Origin of the sequence: Caulobacter sp. 1776 (genome assembly GCF_040545685.1) — a bacterium.
Lineage (GTDB): Bacteria > Pseudomonadota > Alphaproteobacteria > Caulobacterales > Caulobacteraceae > Caulobacter.
This window is the reverse complement of sequence record NZ_JBEPMI010000006.1, coordinates 26,371-45,893: the sequence shown is the minus strand read 5'-3', so window position 1 is coordinate 45,893 and position 19,523 is coordinate 26,371. Positions and strand designations below refer to the sequence as shown.

The window sequence follows — 19,523 nt, the reverse complement described above, 5'->3', positions numbered from 1 at the left end:
CTAGAATCCCAACTCCGGCTGCATCGCGCCGGGCTGCTGGGTCTCGGGCAGGTGGCAAGTGAAGGTCGAGCCGGCGCCCGGCTCGCTTTCCAGCGCCACCCAGCCGCCGTGCAGCTCGACCAGCGCCTTGACCAGGGCCAGGCCCAGGCCAGGACCGCCCCGGTCGCGGCCGACGAAGCGGTCGAAGATGTGGGCCTGGACGTGGAACGGCACGCCCCGGCCGGTGTCGGAGACGTCCAGGCGCACCTCGCCCAGGGCGCGGCGGGCCTGCAGGGTGACGCGGCCGCCGGGCGGGGTCTGGCGCAAGGCGTTCTCGACCAGGTGGTCCAGGGTCTGGGCCAGGCGCTTGCCGTCGCCGCGGATCAGGCCGACATCTTCCTCGCACTCGACGGCCAGGGTCACCGCGCCCAGTTGGGCGTCCTTCAGAGCGCGCTCCTGGGCGTTCAGCAGCAGGTCGGCGACCCGGATGTCCTCGATCTCCAGCGCCATCTCGCCGGCGTCGATCTGGGCCATGTCCAGCACGTCGTCGATCGAGCGCGCCAGCTGGGTCGCCGCGGCGCGGACGGCGGCCACGTGGTTGCGGCCGCGCTCGGAGATGCCGTCGGCCCGCTCCAGCAGTTCGGAATAGCCGATGATCGTCGTCAGCGGCGTGCGCAGCTCGTAACTGACGTTGCCGACGAAGTCGCGCTTCAGCCGCTCGGCCTCGGCCAGGGCCGCCGAACGATCCGCGAGCGCGCTCTGCAGGTCGCGGGTGTCGGTGACGTCGGCGAAGGCGATCAGGGTCGCGCCGTCGGGCAGCGGCCGGCTCTGATAGACGACGATGCGGTCGTCGGAGGTCCGGACCTCGCCCGAGGTCGGGGCGCGCATCTGCGGATCGGGATCAGCCACCCGCCCCTTCAGCTCACGCCAGAAGGCCAGGTCGTGGAGGCGCGGCACGCACAGCTCGACCACGCCCTCGAAGTCGCCGGCCGCTTCCAGGGTATGGGGCGAGACGTTCCAGAAGGTTTCGAACGCCTCGTTGTGCAGGCGCAGACGGCCGTCCGAGCCGAACACGGCGACGGCGTCGTTCAGCTTGTCCAGCGTGGCCTGCTGCACTTGGATCAGGGCGTTGTACTGGGCCTTCAGCTTCAGCTCGCCGGTGATGTCGGAATAGATCAGCAGCATGCCGCCCAGCGGGTGGGGCTGGCGCACGACCTTCAAGGTCCGGCCGTCGGGCAGGTGCCAGAGGTCGTCGGCCTGCGGGCTCAGGTCCTCGTAGCGGGCCAACTCGGCCGCCTTCCAGCCGGCATAGTCGATGGTCTCGGGCAGGCGGCGGCGCTGGCGCAGGCGGTCCAGCACCTCGCCGTGGGTCGGCCGCTCGTCCAGCCAGGCCCGCTCCAGGCCCCACAGTTCGGCGAAGGCGGTATTGTGATACGACAGGCGCCGCGTCTGGCTGAAGATCGCCACCGCCTCGGCGATGTGGTTCAGCGTCTCGTCGTGGGCCTCGACGTGCTTCCTGAAGGCGTCGCGGACGTCCTCGATCTCGGTGACGTCGGCGCAGAACACGCCTACCCCGCCGCCGTCCAGCGGCTGGGCCGACAGGCGGAACGCCCGGCGGCGGCCTTCCAGATTGATCCAGCGCAGGGCCTCGCGGCGCTCACCCGTCTCCGCCGCCTCGACGACCAGGGCGTCGGCGGCGCGGTCGAAGCTCTTGCCGGCCAGGGCCGCGGCCGTGGACGCGGTCGCCCCGACGGCGCGGATGAAGGCCTCATTGCCCCAGACCGCCTGGCCGTCGGCCCCGGCCACCCAGGCCGGCTCGACGACGCTGTCGATAAGAGCCGCGAAACGGGCCGCCGACGGCAGGCCGGAGTCTTCGCCGGTGACGGCGGACATCCGCAGCCAGGCCAGCGCCCCGGCCGCGCGGCCCTCGACCGACACCGAGCCGTTCGGGCCGCGGGTCTCGAAGACGCACGCGTCGCCGCGTTCGAACAGGGCGGTGAGTTTCTGCGCGTGATCGGGGTCGGCCTGGCCCAGCGCGGCGACCACCGCGTTGACCTCGGCCGCGACGCCCAGGGCCTGGGCGCAAGCCGCCAGGCTCTCGACGCCCGAGACCAGGCCGGCCTGGCCGCCCTCGACCTCGATCACGGCGGTGTCGAAGGCCTCGGCCCACGCCTGGACGCCGGACGCCCCGCCCGCTTGCTGAGCGAGGCGCGCCTTGAGCGCGGCGATGCGGGCCTCGAAGCTCCGGCGCTGGCCCAGCGACCACAGCGTGACGCAAATGGCGAGACAAACCGCGCCGGCCGCCGCCGCGAGGATCAGGTCATACGAAGTCATCAGGCGCGTCGCTTACCCCAGCGGGTCGTCGAATCAGAATCCCAGATTAGTCCGGCCATGACCAGAGCGCGATCAGGGCCACGTGAGGCGCTCTGTCGCTATTTCCCCGAAAGGCCGGATGGCGCCCGCCTCCAATCGCTCTATTTGGAGGGTCATGACCTGGTCCGACCGCCTCGCCCCGTCGCTCGACGACTTCGCCGTCCTGGCCAAACAGGCCTTCGACGCCCTGCCGGCCGACTTCCGCGCCCTGTCCGGCGAGGTGGTGATCCGGGTCGACGACTTCCCGTCCGAGGAGGTGCTGGACAGCCTGGGGATCGAGGACCCGTTCGAGCTGACCGGCCTCTATCAGGGCGTCGATCTGGGCCGCCGCTCGGTGCTGGACTACGGGACCGAGCCGTCGCGAGTGTTCCTGTACCGCCGCCCGATCCTCGACGAATGGGCCGAGCGCGGCGATGTCAGCCTCGGCGACCTGATCGCCCACGTGCTGGTCCACGAGATCGGCCACCATTTCGGCCTGTCGGACGACGACATCCACCGCATCGAGGACGACGCATGACCTTGTTCGACACCGAAGCCTGGCGTGAGCGGATGGACGAGCGCTGGTTCGAGAGCGGCGCGGCCATGGCCGAGAAGGGCGACGTCGACCTGGTTTCGATCGAGGACGAGAAGGTGACCGCCCACGTCACCGGCAGCGTCGGCGACCTCTATGTCGTGGAGCTGCGCGCCCCGGCCGGCGAGGGCTCGTGCACTTGCCCCGGCTTCGAGAAGTTCGGAGCCTGCAAGCACCAGGCGGCCGTGGTGACCGCCGCCAACGCCGGCGACCTCGCCAAGGTCCGGGACCGCATGGCCCGCCTGCGCGACGGCTTGGCTCTAGACAGCCGCGAGGCGCTGGTCGAGCGGCTGGTGGAACTAGCCCGCGTGCAGCCGGCGGTGCTGGCGGCGCTGGAGGGGCGCTAGAGGAAGTCGTCGATCGCGGCCCGCTTCTTCTTCGGCTTCGGCCGCTCCCACATCACGCCGGGATAGCCCTTCAGCGGGACCAGCTTGCCGCCGGCATAGGCCCAGTCGGGCGCTTGATCGAGCGAGGTGTGATAGCGCGCCTCGCGACCGGTGCGGGTGGTGAACAGGGCGCGCGGCAGGTTGATCATGGTCGCCGCCCGCTTTCGCTCCATGAACAGCGGCGTCCCGCAGCGGGCGCAGAAGCCGCGGGTCGTGCCTTCGTGCTCGTAGCGGGTGACAACCTCTTCGCCGTCCAGGAACCGGAAGCGGCTGCGATAGCTGCCAACATAGGTGACATAGGCGCAGCCCTGGGCGCGGCGGGCCTGCGCCGAGTGGTCGTGGAACGCCCACCGCGCCGGCACGCCGATCGCGATCCGCACCGCCCCGCAGGCGCAGGCCCCTTCGGCTTCCTCGGCGGGCGGTTTCAGGGTTTTGGGCATCGACGGCTCCGGCGGCTGGTCGTTTCCGAATAAACCTCATTGCTGCCAGATCTGACAGGAGCCGGCCTTGACCGCGCGCCCTCCGCCCGGCCTGCTGGCGGTCGAGGGAGATCCGCCATGGCGTCTTGGTACGAGCGCAACATCCTGCCCAAGCTGCTGTGCTGCGCCTGTGGCGCGCCGGCGTTCCGCGAGCAGCGCGAGAAGCTCGTGCCTCGCGCCGAGGGCCGGGTGCTGGAGCTGGGCGTCGGCGGCGGCCTGAACCTGGCCTTCTACGATCCTGCCAGGGCGATCAGCGTGACCGGCGTCGATCCGCACCCCGAGCTGCGGGCCATCGCCGAGGCCGCCCCGCGTCCCGAGGGCTTGGCGGTCGAGATCAAGGCGGGCGAGGCCGAGAACCTGCCGTTCGACGCCGCCAGCTTCGACACTGTCCTGTGCACCTTCACTCTGTGCTCGGTCCATACGCCGTCGGCCGTGCTGTCCGAGGCGCGGCGGGTGCTGAAGCCCGGCGGCCGGTTCCTGTTCTGCGAGCACGGCCTGTCGCCCGACGCCAGCGTGTCGCGCTGGCAGCGCCGGATCGAGCCGGTCTGGAAGCGGATCGCCGGCGGCTGCCATCTGACCCGCCCCGTCACCGCAGCCATCGAAGCGGCCGGTTTCCGGCTGGACGAGGTTCGCCGCTTCTATTTCGACAAGACCCCGCGCCCCTTGGGCTGGTGCGAACAGGGCGTGGCGAGCCCGGCCTAGAGGGCGGCCAGCACGCGTTCCACCCAAGCCGGCACGACCTCGCCCGCCGGGCCATAGAGCTTTTCGTCGAACACATAGGCGTTGGCCGAGGGCTCTAGATTGATCTCGCAGGTGGCGATTCCCATCGCCCGCGCTTCGGCGACGAAGCCGGCGGCCGGATAGACCGAGCCCGAAGTGCCGATCGCGACGAAGAGGTCGGCTTCGGACAACGCGTCCTCGATCTCGTCCATGAACAGCGGCGTTTCGCCGAACCAGACGACGTGCGGTCGCGCCCCGCCGGTGCGGCCGCAGGCCTCGCACGCGGTCTCGGCGATCAGCGGGCCGACATCGGGCCGCAGGGCCTGGCAATGGGCGCAGCGGGTCACGGCCAGCTCGCCGTGCATGTGGATCACGCGCTTTGAACCCGCCTTCTCGTGCAGGTCGTCGACATTCTGGGTGCAAAGGAAGAGGTCGTCGCCGCGCGCCGCCAGCTCGACCGCCAGTCGGGCCAGGGCGAAGTGGGCCGCGTTCGGCGCGGCGCCGGCCAGGTTGGCGCGGCGGGCGTTGTAGAACGCGCGGACCTTGGCCGGATCCTTCGCGAACCCCTCCGGCGTGGCGACCTCGGCGAGGTCGTACTTCGTCCACACGCCGTCCTTGTCGCGGAACGTGCCCAGGCCGCTCTCGGCGGAAATCCCGGCCCCCGTCAGCACGAAAATCTTCATTCCGCCTCCAGACCGAGCGCCAGCGCAAACCTGACGCTGCCGTCACTTTTCATTTGACCGCTCCGCCTACTTGAGTTGACAGTGTTCAGATAGCCGGAGGAACGCGCAAGACGCCCCGGCCGATGGACGTCACCGGCCGATAGGGAGCGCCGACATGACCGACCAAGTCACCAAAGACCGGAACATCACCAAGGACGCCATGTACGACGCGGTCGCGCCGGACGACTTCGAGTCGATGCTCGAACTCGACCGCTACGGCGCCCGCTCCAGCGCCTTCGACAAGATCATTTCCGCGACCCACGACCACTTCTGGGATCCGCTGGACAAGGCCTATATCGACTTCGACGTGCCGTTCGACATGGAGAACCAGGCCCTGGTGCCCGAGGATCTCGTGATCGCCCTGTCGACCGACTACGTCTCCGATCACCTGAGCGACCCCAAGCAGCGCATCCGCTTCATCAACCAGTCGGTGCTGCGCAGCTTCTCGTCGATCCTGCATGGCGAGCAGGGCGCGCTGAACCTGTCGGCCAGCCTGTGCCACGTGCTGAAGGACCAGGGCGCGCAGGAATACGCCGCCAACCAGACCCGCGAAGAAGCCCGCCACGTCACGGCCTTCGCCAAGTATATCAAAGCCCGCTGGGGCAAGCCGGTCGAATGCGGCCCGGCCCTGAAGACCCTGCTGGTCGAGATCATCGGCGCGCCCGAGGTCTACAAGAAGATCATCGGCATGCAGATGCTGGTCGAAGGCCTGGCCATGGGCGCCTTCGCCACCTTCTTCAACAAGATCAACGACCCGGTCGGCAAGAAGCTGCTGCAGCTGGTGATGACCGACGAGGCCTTCCACCACAAGTTCGGGAAGATCTGGGCCGACCGCACCGTGCCCAAGCTGACCCCCGAGGAGCACGCGATCATCGAGGACTGGGCGGCGCACTGCTTCCAGACCCTGCTGTTCAACCTGGTCTCGCCGCATCAGCAGCTGGACCTCTACCGCGAGTTCGGCCTGGATCCGGACAAGGTGGTCGAGGAGTACGGGAAGATCATGACCGACGACCTGCGTCGGGAGAACATGAAGGAGCAGACCAACATCTTCCGGGTGCTGGTCAAGACGCTGCTCAACGCCGGCATCATCACCGACCGCACCCGCGCCTTCTACGCCATGTACGTCGACATCGACGAGCTGAAGGCCGAGGGCGACCGGATGGTCGGCGACGACATCGCCGAGGAGGGCATCCGCCACCTGCAGGCCATCAATTTCAAGAACCGCCCCACGGCCGCGATCGAGATCGCGGCCGAGTAAGCAAGACGTTCGGCGCGATCAATATCGCGGCCGAATAAGCCACGCGTTCCACACTATCGGCCGCCCCGCTGGAACCCGGCGGGGCGGTTCGCGTTTCGGCCAACCTGTAGCAAGGTGGCCCTATGCGCCCGATCAAGACCACCGCCGTCGTCGTTCTGGCCAGCGTCCTGGCCGCGGGGGCCGGCCTGGGCGTCGCCTGGGCCGCCGCCAAGCCGCCCGCCAAGCCGGTCCCGGCCGACTTCTATTCCGGCCGCTGGTACGAGATCGCCCGCACGCCCAACGCGGGGCAGCGCAACTGCGAAGCCCCGACCACGGACTTCACCGCCGAGGGGAGTAATTTCAAGGTCCGCCAGGTCTGCCACCGGGGCTCGCCGATGGGCGAGGCGAAGGTCTTCACCACCACCGGCAAGATCATCGACGGCAGCCAGAACACCCGCTTCACCATGAGTTTCCTGGGCGGACTGAGGAAGCAGGAGTACTGGGTGCTGGACTGCGCCAACGACCACAGCTGGGCGATCATGGGCACGCCGGGCGGCAACTTCGTCTGGCTGATCGCGCGCAAGCCCGACATGCCCGCCTCGACCAAGGCCGTCGCGATCGAACGGGTGAAGGCGTTGGGCTACCAGAAGCTGGAATATCCGGAGCATCCGCCCGCATGAAGCCACTGCTCGCCACGTTCGCCGCACTGGCCCTGACCGCCTGCGTCGCCGGCCCTGTCGGCAATCCCAACCCGCCCCAGCCGGCCAAGGCCGTCGACCTCGATCGCTACGTCGGTCGCTGGTACGAGGTCGCCCGCTACGACATGCGGTTCGAAAAAGGCTGCGAAGGTGTCACCGCCGAATATTCCCAGCGTCCGGACGGTCTGATCCGGGTGGTCAACACCTGCCGCCAGGGCGCCGTCGATGGTCCGGTCAAGGTCAGCGAGGGCAAGGCCAAGGTCGCCGACGCCTCGACCAACGCCAAGCTCAAGGTCAGCTTCTTCGGTCCGTTCTTCGGCGACTACTGGGTCTTGGACCACGCCGACGACTACAGCTGGTCGATCGTCGGCGAGGGCTCGGGGCGGTATCTGTGGCTACTGTCGCGCCAGGTTCCGACCCAGGCCGACCGCGCGGCCCTGACGGCCCGGGCCAGGGCGCTGGGCTATGACGTGAGCCTGCTGCGTCCGACGAAGCAGCCGGCGCCCTAACGGGAAGTTCCTCGCAAAAAGCGGCTCGAGCCCGCGACATAGGCGGGCCGAGTCCGCCTGAGAGGCCTGGCTCGGCACGCTCGGAGATCCGGCCCGAACGTCGGAATGGCGCTCGGAAGTTGCGCGACCATTCCAGACACCGTTCGGCTTGGGAGGCCGATCTCGCGGAGCCGTCGCCGTCGCCGCCCTCTTGTTTCGCGAACAAAGCTGGAACATGATCGCCCCGATGGACGTGATCATCCAGCTGCAGCCCTCCCGACCGGAGACCACCCTGGCCGTGACGCGGGGCGCCGCGCGGCTGCTTGTCGATCTGGGCTACGCGCCGCTGGCCGAGGTGACCCTGCCCAACGGGCGGCGGGCCGACCTGATGGCGCTGGGCCCCAAGGGCGACGTACTAATCGTCGAGGTGAAGTCAGGGCTGGAGGACTTCCGGGTCGACCGGAAGTGGGGCGAATACGCGCCCTATTGCGACGCCTTCTACTTCGCCGTCGCGCCGCACTTCCCAGAGGGCGTCTTGCCGGACGAGCCGGGCCTGGTCGTCGCCGACGGCTTCGGCGGCGCGGTCGTGCGCGAGGCGCCGCTCACCCCTCTGGCGCCGGCGCGACGCAAGGCGCTGACACTGGCGTTCGCGCGCCTCGCGGCCTTGCGGGCCGCGGGCGTGCAAGCCGAGCGCCTGAATATCTAGCTAATCCAGTTATTTACTAGTCGAGATTGCGGGCGATCAGGAAGCCGACGCCAAGGCCGATCGCGAAGGCGCCGACGGCGACGCCCAGCGGATGCTCCTCGGCGGCGTGATGCGCGACCTTGGCCTTTTCCGCGGTCCAGGCGGCGCCGACCTTGGCCTTTTCGCTGGCTGCTTTGGCCTTCTCGGTCGCGAAGGTGCGGGTCTGCTGGGCCACTTCGGTGGCGGTCTCGCGGGCGGACTTCACGGCCTTGCTGACCGCTTCCTTGGCTTGCTTGGTCTTCTCGGCGGCCACGGACTTGACGCCGTCGGTGGCGGCCTGGGGGTCGGAGGGAGTGAAGCTGCTGATGTCGGTCATGGGGGAGGCTCCTCGGCTTGACCCGGTACCAACTCATCCGCGGCCGTTTAGTTCTCCCGCACCACCTTCAAAACCGCCTCGCCATAGCGATCGAGCTTGCCCTGGCCGACGCCGCCGGCCTTGCCCAAGGCCGCCAGACCTGCCGGCCGCGCGGCGGCGATCTCGGCCAGGGTGGCGTCGTGGAAGATGACATAGGGCGGCACGTGCTGAAGCTGCGCCTGCTCCTTGCGCCACGATCGCAGAGCCTCGAACAGCACCTGGTTCTCGGCGGGAATGGTCAGAGCGCGGCCCTCGCGGCGCTTTCGGGCCCCCGCGGCGCGGCCGGTCTCGGGCGTCTCGGCCATCTGACGCAGGGCGACCCGCCGCTCGCCGCGATAGACCTGGCGCACGCCCTCGACGTCGCCCAGGCCGATCAGCGGCCGGCCGTCGTTGGGATCCTCGCGCAGCAGGCCCTCGAAGATCAGGGTGTCGAACAGGTCGCGCCAGACCGGCTGGCTAAACTCGCGGCCGATGCCGAAGGTCGGCAGCTGGGCTTCCTGGGGCGTGACGTCCTTGGTCTTGCCCAGCAGGTGCTCGATCAGCCGCCCGCGCCCGAAACGGCCGCCCATGCGGTGGACGGCCGACAGGGCCTTCTGGGCCGCCTCGGTGGCGTCGATCCCGGTCGGCGGCGAGACGCAGACGTCGCACACGCCGCAGCGGGCCACGCCCTCCTCGCCGAAATAGCGGCGGACGGCGGCGGCGCGGCAGGTGACGCCTTCCAGCATCGCGTAGAACTGGCGCAGCTTGCGGTTCTGCGCCTGCTTGACCTCGTCGGGCGCGTCCTTGGTCTCGATCCGCCGCCCGGCCCAGGCCATGTCGGCCGAACCGTAGAGGGTGATGCCCTCGGCCGGCTGGCCGTCGCGGCCGGCGCGGCCGACCTCCTGCCAATAGGCTTCGATGGCGGCCGGCGGGTCGGCGTGGATCACGAAGCGCACGTCGGGCTTGTCGACGCCCATGCCGAACGCGATCGTCGCCACCATCACTGCGGCGTCGGCCTCCAGGAAATCCTCCAGCCGGCGGGCGCGGACGGCCTTGTCGAGCCCGGCGTGATAGGCCAGGGCCGGGACGCCCTCGGCGATCAGCTTCTCGGCCAGCTTCTCGGTGGAGTCGCGGCTGCCGGCATAGACGACGCCGGCCCGGCCGGGGCGCTCCAGCACCAGCTCGACCACGCGGTCGTGACCCTTGCCGCGCTTGCGCTCGGCCGAGAGGGCCAGCTCGGGACGGGCGAAGCTGTCGACGAATTCGGCCGCGCCCTGCAGGCGCAGCTCGGCGCGAATGTCGTCGCGGGTGCGGGCGTCGGCCGTGGCCGTGACCGCCAGGCGCGGGACGTCGGGGAACAGCTCCGCCAGCCGGCCCATCATCCGGTATTCGGGCCGGAAGTCGTGGCCCCACTGGCTGACGCAGTGGGCCTCGTCGACGGCGACCAGGGCCAGCGGCGTGCGGGAGAGGCGGTCCAGCATCCACGGCTGCATCAGGCCTTCGGGCGACAGGTAGAGCATGTCCACCTCGCCGGCGTCGATACGCCGCCAGATGTCCGAACGCTCGTCCAGCGAGACGTTGCTGTCCAGCCGCTCGGCCGCCACGCCCGCCTGGCGCAGGCCCTGGACCTGGTCGGCCATCAGGGCGATCAGCGGCGAGATCACCAGGCCCAGGCCGGGGCGGATCAGCGACGGGATCTGGTAGCACAGGCTCTTGCCGCCGCCGGTCGGCAGCACGGCCATGGCGCTGCGCCCGTCCAGCAGCTCGCTGATCACCCCGGCCTGCAGGCCCCGGAAGTCGGCGTGGCCGAACGTGCGCCGCAGGACGTCGCGCGCGTGGTTCAGGGCTGGGGATTCGGGAGGAACGTACACGGGGCTGTTATGGCGGCCCGGGGGCGGCCCGCCAAGACGGGATTGGAGGCACGGCGGTTTCTGGAATCCCTCCACGGCGGGACGACCCGGCCGCCTGAAATCGGCCGCGTTCATACCTCGTCAATCTTGTCGCGCGTTCTGTGGGCTTCGGCTAAACGGAACGCGCGCGCGTGCGCGCTTTCACGCGCCCCTGACGGCCATCTTTAAGACAGGACGACCATGGCGAACGGACCCTTCGGCGGGAACAGAGCGGCCAAGCCGCAGCGCACCCCGCTCCAGGCCCTGGTCTATTGGGGCACGGTCCTGGGCGTCTGGGGCCTGATCTTCGTCGTCGCCTTCTTCGCGGTGTTCGCCAGCGACCTGCCCGACACGTCCAAGCTCTACGACGTCAAGCGCCAGCCTTCGATCAACTATCTGGACCGCTCGGGCGCCCTGCTGGCGGTGCGCGGCAGCCAGTACGCGCCGCCGGTCGACATCGACGCCCTGCCGAAATACGTGCCGGCCGCCTTCGTGGCGATCGAGGACCGCCAGTTCTACCACCACTTCGGCTTCAACCCCTGGGGCATCATGCGGTCGCTGGCGTGGAACGCCACCCATGACGGTCCCCAGCGCGGCGGCTCGACCATCACCCAGCAGTTGGCCCGCAACCTGTTCCTGAGCCCGGCCCAGAACTATCGCCGCAAGGCCCAGGAGCTGATCCTGGCGGTCTGGCTGGAGATGAAGTTCTCCAAGAAGCAGATCCTGGCCCTCTATCTGAACCGGGTCTATTTCGGCGCCGGCGCCTATGGCATCGAGGCCGCCTCGCAGCGCTATTTCAACAAGCCGGCCGACCAGCTGACGATCGGCGAGGCCGCCCTGCTGGCTGGCATGATGAAGGGCCCGGCCCGCTATTCACCGGTCTCGGCCAAGGAGCGCGCCGCCCGCCGCGCCACGATCGTCCTCGACGAGATGGTGCGCATCAAGGCCATCACCGCCGACCAGCGCGACGAGGCGTTCCGCACCCCGGTGCAGGTCTCGGCCACCCTGGCCAACCAGCGCGCCCAGTACTTCACCGACTATATCGACGCCCAGGTCCGCTCGCTGGTCGGCGAACCGACCGAGGATCTGGTCGTCGAGACCACGCTGGACCTGCCGATCCAGGTCTCGGCCGAACGCGCCGTCAAGCTGGGTGTCGAGGGCCACGGGGCCCAGGGCGTGCAGCAGGCGGCCCTGGTGGCGATCGACGGCGAAGGCCGCATCCGCGCCTATGTCGGCGGCGCCGACTACGCCGACAGCCAGTTCGACCGCGCCACCACCGCTCGCCGCCAGGCCGGCTCGGCCTTCAAGCCGTTCGTCTACCTGACCGCCATGGAGCAAGGCCGCAACCCGTCGGTCATGGTCGTCGATGAGCCCGTGAAGATCGGCAACTGGGAGCCGAAGAACTACACCAACAAGTATCTGGGCCCGATGACCCTGCAGACGGCCCTGGCCCAGTCGATCAACACGGTCGCCGCGCGCCTGGCCAACGAGGTCGGCACCAGCAACGTCGCCGCCACGGCCCGTCGCCTCGGCATCACCAGCAAGATCCAGCTGGACCCGTCGATGGCCCTGGGCGCGGTCGAGGTCTCGCCGATGGAGATGGCCCAGGCCTACGCCCCGTTCTCGAACGGCGGCTTCCTGGCCAAGGGCTACGGCATCGAGCGCATTCGCACCGCCAGCGGCAAGGTCCTCTACGACCACGGCGTCGAGAAGCAGGCCCGCTCGGCCGTGATCGGCTCGCCCGCCCTGCAGTACATGAACCAGATGATGCGCCAGGTCGTCGCCAGCGGCACCGGCACGCGCGCCAAGGTCGCCGGCTACGATATCGCCGGCAAGACCGGCACCACCAGCGACTACAAGGACGCCTGGTTCGTCGGCTACACGGGTGGCTTCGTCGCGGCCGTCTGGACCGGCAAGGACGACAATACGCCGATGAAGCGGGTCACCGGCGGCGGCGCCCCGGCCGAGGTCTGGCGCACCTTCATGGCCGCCGCCCTGCCGCGCCTGAAGGCCACCCCCATCCCCGGCGGCGTGGCGGAACCGCCGCCGATCGATCCCGCCGATCCGATCGGCGACCTGGTGAACCCGACCCCGGCCCCGGAAGGGCCGGCCGCGGAAACCCCCGCCAGCGCTCCGCCGCCGGCGGATCAGCTGCCCTATTGAGGCTGCCCTAGGCTCCGATCGCGTGCAGCTCCGCCGCGTGGGCGCGCAGCCACGCGCGATGGGGGGCCGGATCGCCGACCAGCTGCCGGCACAGCGCCCAGAAGCGTGGGCCGTGATTGGCTTCGATCAGGTGGGCGCATTCGTGGGCGACGACGTAGTCCGCCACCGCCGGCGGGGCCAGGATCAGCCGCCAGCTGTAGCGGATCGCCGCCGCGGCGCGGGGCGTGGCCGGCCGGCATGAGCCCCAGCGCGCCTTCGGATCGGCGATCGCCACCGACGGCATCGGCCGCTCGAGGGCGGCGGCGTGGACGGCGGTGCGCTCGGTCAGCACGGTCAAGGCCTCGCGCTTGGCCAGGCGGATCACCTTCAGGCCCCAGTTGGCGTCGTCGGGCGCGACGATGCGGTCGCCGTCTATGCGAGCCCGGCCGGCCCCCACCTCCAGGCGATAGGGCTGGCCGTACAGGCGCAAGGTCCCGCCGGGCGCCAGGCTCATCCGTTCGGGCAGGGCCGCCAGCTGCTTGGCGATCCAGCCGGATTTCTCCTGGGCGAAGGCCACGGCCTCGTTCAGGCGTCGGGGCGTGGGGGCCAGGGCGACGATCTCGGACTTGGCCCGGTCGACGCGCAGCGACACCCGGCGCGCCCGGCCGTCCACCCGCAGGCGGACCGGCCAGCCGCCGATCTCCAGTCGATCACCGTCAGAAAAACGTTGGGCCGAGCGCGCGAACATCAAGCCCTAAGATCGGGTGCGCCGGCCCCGGCCGCAAGCCGGACTCGCGCTAAGCTTCTTCCGCGAAGTTCGGGTCGCATTTGCGGATGAAGGCCCGCACGCGCGGATAGATCTCCTCGCGGAACCGACGGCCGTTGAACACGCCGTAGTGGCCGACATTGGGCTGCACATAGTCCAGCTTCAGGTCGTCGGGCAGGCTCGAGCAGAGGCCGTGGGCGGCCTGAGTCTGGCCGATGCCGGAAATGTCGTCATTCTCGCCCTCGACCGTCATCAGGCCGATGTCGGTGATCGCCTCGGGCTTCACTCGCGTCCCCCGATGCATCAGCTCGCCCTTGGGCAGCAGGTACTGCTGGAAGACGATGTCGATGGTCTGGAGATAGAATTCCTCGGTCAGGTCCAGGACCGACAGATATTCGTCGTAGAACTCCAGATGCTTGTCGGCGCTGTCGCCGTCACCCTTCACCAGGTCGTTGAAGTAGCGGCGGTGGGCCTCCTGGTGGCGTTCGGCGTTCATGCTCATGAAGCTGGCCAGCTGGACGAAGCCCGGATAGACGCGCCGGCCCGCGCCCGGATAGGGCGGCGGCACGGTGTAGATCATGTTCGACTGGAACCAGGTGAACGGCTTTTCCTCGGCCAGCTGATTGGTGACGGTCGGCGACAGGCGCGCGTCGATCGGCGAGCCCATGAACGTCATGCTGGCCGGGCGCGACGGATGGTTCTGCTCGGCCATCAGGGCCGCGGCGGCCAGGACCGGCGGCCCCGGCTGGCAGACGGCCACCACGTTCGGGCGCGGCCCCAGCACCGACAGCATCTGGACGATGTGGTCGATATAGTCGTGGAAGTCGAAACGGCCTTCGAGCACCGAGACGTCGCGGGCGTTGACCCAATCGACGATGAACACGGCGTGGTCGGGCAAGAACGCCTCGACGGTGCCGCGCAGCAAGGTCGCGTAGTGACCCGAAAGAGGCGCGACGATCAGCACGGCGGGGTCCAACGAGAACTTGCCGGCTCGGCGCATGTCGGCCATGTCGCGGTCGAACTGCACCAGACGCGCCCACGGGCTTTCCCAGACGACGGTCGGGCGCACGCGGACGTCGACCTGTCCGACCTTGATCGTGTCGATGTTCCAGCGCGGCTTGCCGTAACGCCGGGTGATGTTGGCGAACAGGTCCGCGCCGGCATGCATCCGCCGGCCCACGGCCGTATCCGCCGCCGGGTTCAGCGGCGATCCCCAGAAGTTCCGGGCCGCCAGCGCCATTTGGCGCATGGGGGTCGAGGCGTAGTAAGCCGCCTCATGAAGAGCGTAGAGCATGGCGCACTCGCGATGTTGCAACGCAACATAACACGTCGAAGCCTAAGAAAGTCCACTCTTTCACGACTTTTTGCGGCGCGTCACAGCGTCGCCGTAGAGTGGGCTGGTACGGCTCCCCACCTTCGCGGTCGGGGTGAGGGGTGCTAACGGTGAACGCCGACCCCCAGCGGATCGATCGCGATGACCCACCGGCTCTACACGACCAGCTTCGCCAGCGTTTATCCGCTTTACGTCGCCAAGGCCGAGAGAAAGGGCCGCACCAGGGCCGAGGTCGACGAGATCATCCTCTGGCTGACCGGCTTCACGCCGGAAGCCTTCCAGGCGCGCCTCGCCGAGAACACCGACTTCGAGACCTTCTTCGCCCAGGCGCCAGCCCTGAACCCCGCTCGCGCCGAGATCAAGGGCGTGGTTTGCGGCGTCCGTGTCGAGGAGGTCGCCGACCCGCTGATGCGCGAGATCCGCTATCTCGACAAGCTCGTCGATGAACTGGCCAAGGGCAAGCCGATGGCGAAGATCTTGCGGGGGGTGAGCGCCTAGCGGCCGCGACCGGCCTCACCCCTCGCGCATGGCGTCCTTGACCCGGCGGGCGATCTCGTCGGGCGGCAGATTGTAGGGGATCACCGTCCTGAAGCGGCCCTTGGGGTCCATCAGGTAGATCGCCGTCGAGTGGTCCATGGTGTAGCCGGGACCGTCGCCGACCTTGGCGTAATAGACCTTGTAGGCCTTGGCCGCGGCCGCGACCTGCTCCTGCGTCCCGGTCAGGCCGATCGTCGACTTCGGGATGTAGTCGGCCGACAGATAGGTCTTCATCTGCTGGGGCGTGTCGCGGGCCGGGTCGATCGAGATGAAGACGATTTGCAGATCCTTGGCCTTGGGACCCAGCTGGTCGGTGGCCGCCGACAGGGCCTGCAGCGTGCCGGGGCAGACGTCGGGGCAATAGGTGAAACCGAAGAACACCGCGCTCCACTTGCCCTTCAGGACCTTCTCGGTAGCTGGAGCGTTGTTCTGGTCGACCAGCTGGAACGGTCCGCCGACCGCGGCCGGCGGCTCGGACTTGAACACGCCGGCGCGCCACGCCAGCCCCGCCGTAACCGCGAGGCCGACGAGGCAGGCTAGGATCAGGACAAGGCGGTGACGCGGCATGTGCATTTCGTCCTTTTGCGGCCGCCCGTTGTTTTACTCTCGCCAGGCGCGAGAATATGGACAATCTTGCGGACATGGCTGACGTTTCGTTCGCGAGAGCGCCCGACGACCAACGTCATATGGGGCTCGATAAGCCGGGCGAAGAACCGGCGCAAGACGACGCCTGGTCCTGGACCGCGCCTGGGCTTCGCCGTGGACGCTTAAGGGTTCGCACCCTGCTCGCCCAACGGTGGCTCTCGGTGGTCGGCCAGGTCGCCGTGCTGCTGATCGCCGGCCTGGCGCTGAAGTTGCGCGTCCCGTGGGCGCTGTGCTTCACCCTGATCGCGCTGTCGGCCTGGCTGAACGTGCTGCTGGGCCTGGCCTCGAGCGGTCAGCGCCTGGCGCGCGACGGCGAGGCCACCGCCCAGATCGCCTTCGACATCCTGCAGCTCTCGGGTTTGCTGTACCTGACCGGCGGGGCGCTGAATCCGTTCTCGCTGCTGCTGATCGCCCCCGTCACCCTGGCGGCCGCCACCCTGCCGGCGCGCTTCGCCTTGGCGCTGGGGCTGCTGGCCATCTTCTCGTCGGTGATGCTGGCCCTGTTCCACATGCCGCTGCCGACCCTGGCCGGCGCGCCGGCGCCGACCGATCCCAGTCCCCTGATGTTGTGGACGATCGTCACCGCCCGGATCTTCGGCATCGTCATCACCGCCGCCTACGCTTGGCAGGCGGCCAGCGAGTCGGCGCGGATGGAGCTGGCCCTGAACGTCACCGAGACGGTGCTGGCCCGCGAGCAGCGTCTATCGGCCCTGGGGGCCCTGGCCGCCGCCGCGGCCCACGAACTGGGCACGCCGCTGGCCACCATCTCGGTCGTCTCGCGCGAGATGGCCCGCAACGCCACCAGCGAGGAGGTCCGCGAGGACGCCGAACTGCTGATCGGCCAGGCCGCCCGCTGCCGCGAGATCCTGCAGCGCCTGACCGAAATGCCCGAGGCCCAGGACGCCGTACACGAGCGCATGAGCCTGGTGCAGCTGGTCCAGGACGTGATCGAGCCGCACATGGTGCACGGCATCCGCGTCGAGGCCGTGGTCAACGGGCCTTCGGGGGAAACCGCGCCCGACATCTGGCGTCGGCCCGAGATCATCCACGCCATGACCTCGATCGTCGAGAACGCCGTCGATTTCGCGCGTAGCGAGGTGATCGTCATCGCCCGCTTCGACGCCCGTTACGTGGTCATCGAGGCCCGCGACGACGGTCCCGGCTTCTCGCCCGAGGTGCTGGCCAAGCTGGGCGAGCCCTACGTGACCACCCGTCCCGGGGCGGAAGGGTCGCGCACCGGCCATATCGGCATGGGCCTGGGTTTCTTCATCGCCAAGACGCTGCTGGAACGAACTGGCGCGACCGTGGATTTCCGTAATGGACGTCGCGGCGGCGCGGTCGTTTCGGCGCGCTGGCCTCGGCCGGCGCTCGAAGCGCCCGGCTATACGGGAGTCTGATTTTTTACGCGCGCAAGAGGGGGCTTGAGTCTTGTCCGCAAGCACGAAAGTATAGGTTGTTATTGGCCTGCTGAGTATTGGCCCGGGGAGGGGCTGACTTCATGGCGGATATTGGCGAGCTGGTTGCGGCGCTGCCGGACAAGACACTGCTGCTGCTGGACGACGACGGACCCCTGCGGACCCGGCTCGGACGCGCGCTGGAGCAGCGCGGGTTCGAGGTGACGCTGGCCGCTTCCGTCGCCGAGGCGCTGACCATTCTGCGCGGCGCGGCTCCGGCCCACGCGGTGCTGGACATGCGCCTCGAGGACGGTTCGGGCCTGAAGGTGGTCGAGGCCGTGCGCGACGCGCGGCCCGACGCCAAGGTCATCATGCTGACCGGCTACGGCAACATCGCCACGGCCGTGGCGGCGGTGAAGGCGGGGGTGGTCGACTACCTCTCCAAGCCCGCCGACGCCGACGACGTGGCCCGCGCCCTGCTGGCCGCCAAGGACGCCGCCCCGACCCCGCCGGAAAACCCGATGAGCGCCGACCGCGTGCGGTGGGAGCACATCCAGCGCGTCTACGAGATGTGCGGCCACAACGTGTCGGAAACGGCGCGCCGGCTGAACATGCACCGCCGCACGCTGCAGCGGATCCTGGCGAAGCGCGCGCCGCGGTAGCCTATGAGTATCATCCCGGACGGCCCGATGGCCGATCCGGGACCGCCGGAAACGCCGGCGCACGCCGCGGTCCCGGCTCGGCGCGCTGGCGCGCTTGGCCGGGATGACAGCTTTTCAGGTCACATCGCCGAGATGCCGCCGTCGACCTTGATCTCGGCGCCGGTCATGAACTTGCTCTCGTCGCTGGCCAGGTAGAGCACGGCGTTGGCGATGTCGTTCGGCTCGCCGATGCGGCCCAGCGGCACTTGGCGCGCCAGTTTGGCGAAGGCCTCCTCCTTGCCGAACCGCGCCGAAAAGCCGTCCAGGATCGGGGTGTCGATGAAGGTCGGGTGGATCGAGTTCGAGCGGATGTCGAGCTTCATCTTGGCGCAGTACAGCGCGATGTTCTTGCTCAGCAGCCAGACCGCCGCCTTGCTGGCGTTGTAGGCCGGCGAATTGCCGTTGGCGATCAGGCCGGCGATCGAGGAGAGGTTGATGATCGAGCCGGGCTGGTGGGCCCGCATGTGGGTCAGGGCGTGCTTGGCCCCCAGGAACACCGAGTCGACATTGACCGACATCACCTTCTTCCAGAGCCCGAAGTCGAGGCTCTCGATCGGGCCGTCGCCGCCGATGCCGGCGTTGTTGACCAGCACCGAAAGGCCGCCCATGGCTTCGGACGCCTTTTCCAGCACCTCGATCCACTGGTCTTCCTGGGTGACGTCCAGCTGGAAGGCGAAGGCCGTGCCCGCCCCGTGCGCGGCGTTGATCTCGTCGGCCACGGCTCGCGCGCCGGCCAGGTTGATGTCGGCCAGGGCGACCTTGGCGCCCTGGCTGGCCAGCATCCGCCCCGCCGCCGCGCCGAGTCCCTGGGCCCCGCCCGTGATGAAGGCCTTCTTGCCGGCGACCCGGCCCGTGCTCTGCGCCATTGTCGGCGTCCTCCCGCTTATAATTCAAACGATAGTTTGAACCGTGCGAGGAGCAAGGGGAAGCCGAAATCTCTCCTCCCCCTCTGGGGGAGGGGGACCGGCGAACGCCGGTGGAGGGGCCCTGTGCGGTTGCCAGCGCACAACCGCTTCGCGGACCCCCTCCGTCTCGCCGCGTATTCGCGGCGATCCACCTCCCCCTAATGGGGAGGAGAGATCATTTCATCGCCGCCCCATCCATGAACTTGGCCAGCGTCACATCCAGTTCCGTCACCCCATCGGCGTCGTGCGTGGTCAGCAGCACCTCGACGCGGTTGTAGACGTTGAACCATTCGGGGTGGTGGTCGAGCTTGTCGGCCATGATCGCCACGCGGGTCATGAAGCCGAACGCCTCATTGAAGTCGGCGAACTTGAAGGTTTTGGCGATCGCGTCCTTGTGGTCCGGCGCGACGCTCCAGCCGGTCAGCTGGGCGATCGCGGCGGCGGCGCCGATCTTGGGGCGGGACATGAGATCCTCCGGA

At 69.1% G+C, this 19,523-nt stretch carries 22 protein-coding genes; 11 read left to right on the top strand and 11 right to left on the bottom strand.

Going from position 1 to position 19,523, the window contains the following annotated elements; all coding sequences use genetic code 11:
* Complete coding sequence (gene divL / locus ABIC66_RS16395; protein WP_354071348.1) at positions 1-2,313, bottom strand: cell cycle protein kinase DivL; 2,313 nt, start codon at positions 2,311-2,313, stop codon at positions 1-3.
* Between the two features lie 154 nt (positions 2,314-2,467).
* On the opposite strand from divL, the gene ABIC66_RS16390 reads away from it, so the two are divergent.
* Both ABIC66_RS16390 and ABIC66_RS16385 read left to right on the top strand, forming a co-directional pair.
* Positions 2,468-2,869 carry a metallopeptidase family protein gene (locus ABIC66_RS16390; RefSeq protein WP_354071347.1) on the top strand — a complete coding sequence of 134 codons (402 nt, stop codon included), beginning with the start codon at positions 2,468-2,470 and terminating at the stop codon, positions 2,867-2,869.
* A complete protein-coding gene (locus ABIC66_RS16385) occupies positions 2,866-3,270 on the top strand; it encodes an SWIM zinc finger family protein (RefSeq protein WP_354071346.1) in 405 nt (134 codons plus the stop codon). The genes ABIC66_RS16390 and ABIC66_RS16385 overlap by 4 nt, the downstream gene beginning before the upstream one ends.
* On the opposite strand, the gene ABIC66_RS16380 is transcribed toward ABIC66_RS16385, so the two are convergent.
* Complete coding sequence (locus tag ABIC66_RS16380; protein WP_354071345.1) at positions 3,267-3,749, bottom strand: GFA family protein; 483 nt, start codon at positions 3,747-3,749, stop codon at positions 3,267-3,269. The two genes, ABIC66_RS16385 and ABIC66_RS16380, sit on opposite strands and share 4 nt — an antisense overlap.
* Positions 3,750-3,866: 117 nt before the next feature.
* Between ABIC66_RS16380 and ABIC66_RS16375 the strand changes: the two genes are divergently transcribed.
* On the top strand, positions 3,867-4,490 hold the full coding sequence (locus tag ABIC66_RS16375; RefSeq protein WP_354071344.1) for a class I SAM-dependent methyltransferase: 624 nt from the start codon (positions 3,867-3,869) through the stop codon (positions 4,488-4,490).
* On the opposite strand, the gene ABIC66_RS16370 is transcribed toward ABIC66_RS16375, so the two are convergent.
* Positions 4,487-5,191, bottom strand: a complete 705-nt coding sequence (locus ABIC66_RS16370; protein WP_354071343.1) for an SIR2 family NAD-dependent protein deacylase — start codon at positions 5,189-5,191, stop codon at positions 4,487-4,489. The genes ABIC66_RS16375 and ABIC66_RS16370 overlap by 4 nt on opposite strands.
* 154 nt (positions 5,192-5,345) lie before the next feature.
* Between ABIC66_RS16370 and ABIC66_RS16365 the strand changes: the two genes are divergently transcribed.
* The 4 genes from ABIC66_RS16365 (at position 5,346) to mmcB (ending at position 8,359) form a co-directional block, all read left to right on the top strand.
* Positions 5,346-6,488, top strand: a complete 1,143-nt coding sequence (locus tag ABIC66_RS16365) for a ferritin-like domain-containing protein (protein ID WP_354071342.1) — start codon at positions 5,346-5,348, stop codon at positions 6,486-6,488.
* 122 nt (positions 6,489-6,610) lie between these two features.
* On the top strand, positions 6,611-7,147 hold the full coding sequence (locus ABIC66_RS16360; protein ID WP_354071341.1) for a lipocalin family protein: 537 nt from the start codon (positions 6,611-6,613) through the stop codon (positions 7,145-7,147).
* Positions 7,144-7,674 carry a lipocalin family protein gene (locus tag ABIC66_RS16355; protein WP_354071340.1) on the top strand — a complete coding sequence of 177 codons (531 nt, stop codon included), beginning with the start codon at positions 7,144-7,146 and terminating at the stop codon, positions 7,672-7,674. Before ABIC66_RS16360 ends, ABIC66_RS16355 begins: the two co-directional genes overlap by 4 nt.
* Before the next feature lie 226 nt (positions 7,675-7,900).
* Positions 7,901-8,359 carry a DNA repair putative endonuclease MmcB gene (gene mmcB / locus ABIC66_RS16350; RefSeq protein WP_354071990.1) on the top strand — a complete coding sequence of 153 codons (459 nt, stop codon included), beginning with the start codon at positions 7,901-7,903 and terminating at the stop codon, positions 8,357-8,359.
* A gap of 16 nt (positions 8,360-8,375) precedes the next feature.
* Here the strand turns inward: mmcB and ABIC66_RS16345 are convergent, their stop codons facing one another.
* The gene (locus ABIC66_RS16345) at positions 8,376-8,714 is read right to left on the bottom strand and encodes a hypothetical protein (protein WP_354071339.1); all 339 of its coding nucleotides are present in this window, start codon (positions 8,712-8,714) and stop codon (positions 8,376-8,378) included.
* Between the two features lie 47 nt (positions 8,715-8,761).
* Positions 8,762-10,603, bottom strand: a complete 1,842-nt coding sequence (gene recQ, locus ABIC66_RS16340) for a DNA helicase RecQ (RefSeq protein ID WP_354071338.1) — start codon at positions 10,601-10,603, stop codon at positions 8,762-8,764.
* Between the two features lie 219 nt (positions 10,604-10,822).
* Here recQ and ABIC66_RS16335 point away from each other — a divergent pair, with 219 nt between their 5' ends.
* Positions 10,823-12,784, top strand: coding sequence for a transglycosylase domain-containing protein (locus ABIC66_RS16335; RefSeq protein WP_354071337.1), 1,962 nt, complete (start codon positions 10,823-10,825; stop codon positions 12,782-12,784).
* Positions 12,785-12,791: 7 nt separating this feature from the next.
* Here ABIC66_RS16335 and ABIC66_RS16330 read toward each other — a convergent pair whose 3' ends face one another.
* On the bottom strand, positions 12,792-13,511 hold the full coding sequence (locus ABIC66_RS16330) for a M48 family metallopeptidase (protein ID WP_354071336.1): 720 nt from the start codon (positions 13,509-13,511) through the stop codon (positions 12,792-12,794).
* Between the two features lie 49 nt (positions 13,512-13,560).
* Positions 13,561-14,823: a polyhydroxyalkanoate depolymerase gene (locus ABIC66_RS16325; RefSeq protein WP_354071335.1), complete on the bottom strand. Its 1,263-nt coding sequence runs from the start codon at positions 14,821-14,823 to the stop codon at positions 13,561-13,563.
* 180 nt (positions 14,824-15,003) lie between these two features.
* Here ABIC66_RS16325 and ABIC66_RS16320 point away from each other — a divergent pair, with 180 nt between their 5' ends.
* Positions 15,004-15,360, top strand: a complete 357-nt coding sequence (locus ABIC66_RS16320) for a DUF2200 domain-containing protein (RefSeq protein WP_354071334.1) — start codon at positions 15,004-15,006, stop codon at positions 15,358-15,360.
* 15 nt (positions 15,361-15,375) lie between these two features.
* Here ABIC66_RS16320 and ABIC66_RS16315 read toward each other — a convergent pair whose 3' ends face one another.
* Complete coding sequence (locus ABIC66_RS16315) at positions 15,376-15,966, bottom strand: SCO family protein (RefSeq protein ID WP_354071988.1); 591 nt, start codon at positions 15,964-15,966, stop codon at positions 15,376-15,378.
* A gap of 74 nt (positions 15,967-16,040) precedes the next feature.
* On the opposite strand from ABIC66_RS16315, the gene ABIC66_RS16310 reads away from it, so the two are divergent.
* Positions 16,041-17,441, top strand: coding sequence for an ActS/PrrB/RegB family redox-sensitive histidine kinase (locus tag ABIC66_RS16310; RefSeq protein WP_354071333.1), 1,401 nt, complete (start codon positions 16,041-16,043; stop codon positions 17,439-17,441).
* A 101-nt stretch (positions 17,442-17,542) separates the two neighbouring features.
* Positions 17,543-18,100, top strand: coding sequence for a stationary phase response regulator transcription factor SpdR (gene spdR / locus ABIC66_RS16305; RefSeq protein ID WP_354071332.1), 558 nt, complete (start codon positions 17,543-17,545; stop codon positions 18,098-18,100).
* A 119-nt stretch (positions 18,101-18,219) separates the two neighbouring features.
* On the opposite strand, the gene ABIC66_RS16300 is transcribed toward spdR, so the two are convergent.
* The 3 genes from ABIC66_RS16300 to ABIC66_RS16295 form a co-directional block, all read right to left on the bottom strand.
* Positions 18,220-19,005, bottom strand: a complete 786-nt coding sequence (locus tag ABIC66_RS16300) for an SDR family oxidoreductase (protein ID WP_354071331.1) — start codon at positions 19,003-19,005, stop codon at positions 18,220-18,222.
* Positions 19,006-19,022: 17 nt separating this feature from the next.
* Complete coding sequence (locus ABIC66_RS24250; RefSeq protein ID WP_502910371.1) at positions 19,023-19,148, bottom strand: hypothetical protein; 126 nt, start codon at positions 19,146-19,148, stop codon at positions 19,023-19,025.
* Between the two features lie 71 nt (positions 19,149-19,219).
* Positions 19,220-19,510 (bottom strand): 4a-hydroxytetrahydrobiopterin dehydratase, encoded by a 291-nt coding sequence (locus ABIC66_RS16295; RefSeq protein WP_354071330.1) that lies wholly within the window; start codon positions 19,508-19,510, stop codon positions 19,220-19,222.
* Between the last annotated feature and the right edge of the window lie 13 nt (positions 19,511-19,523).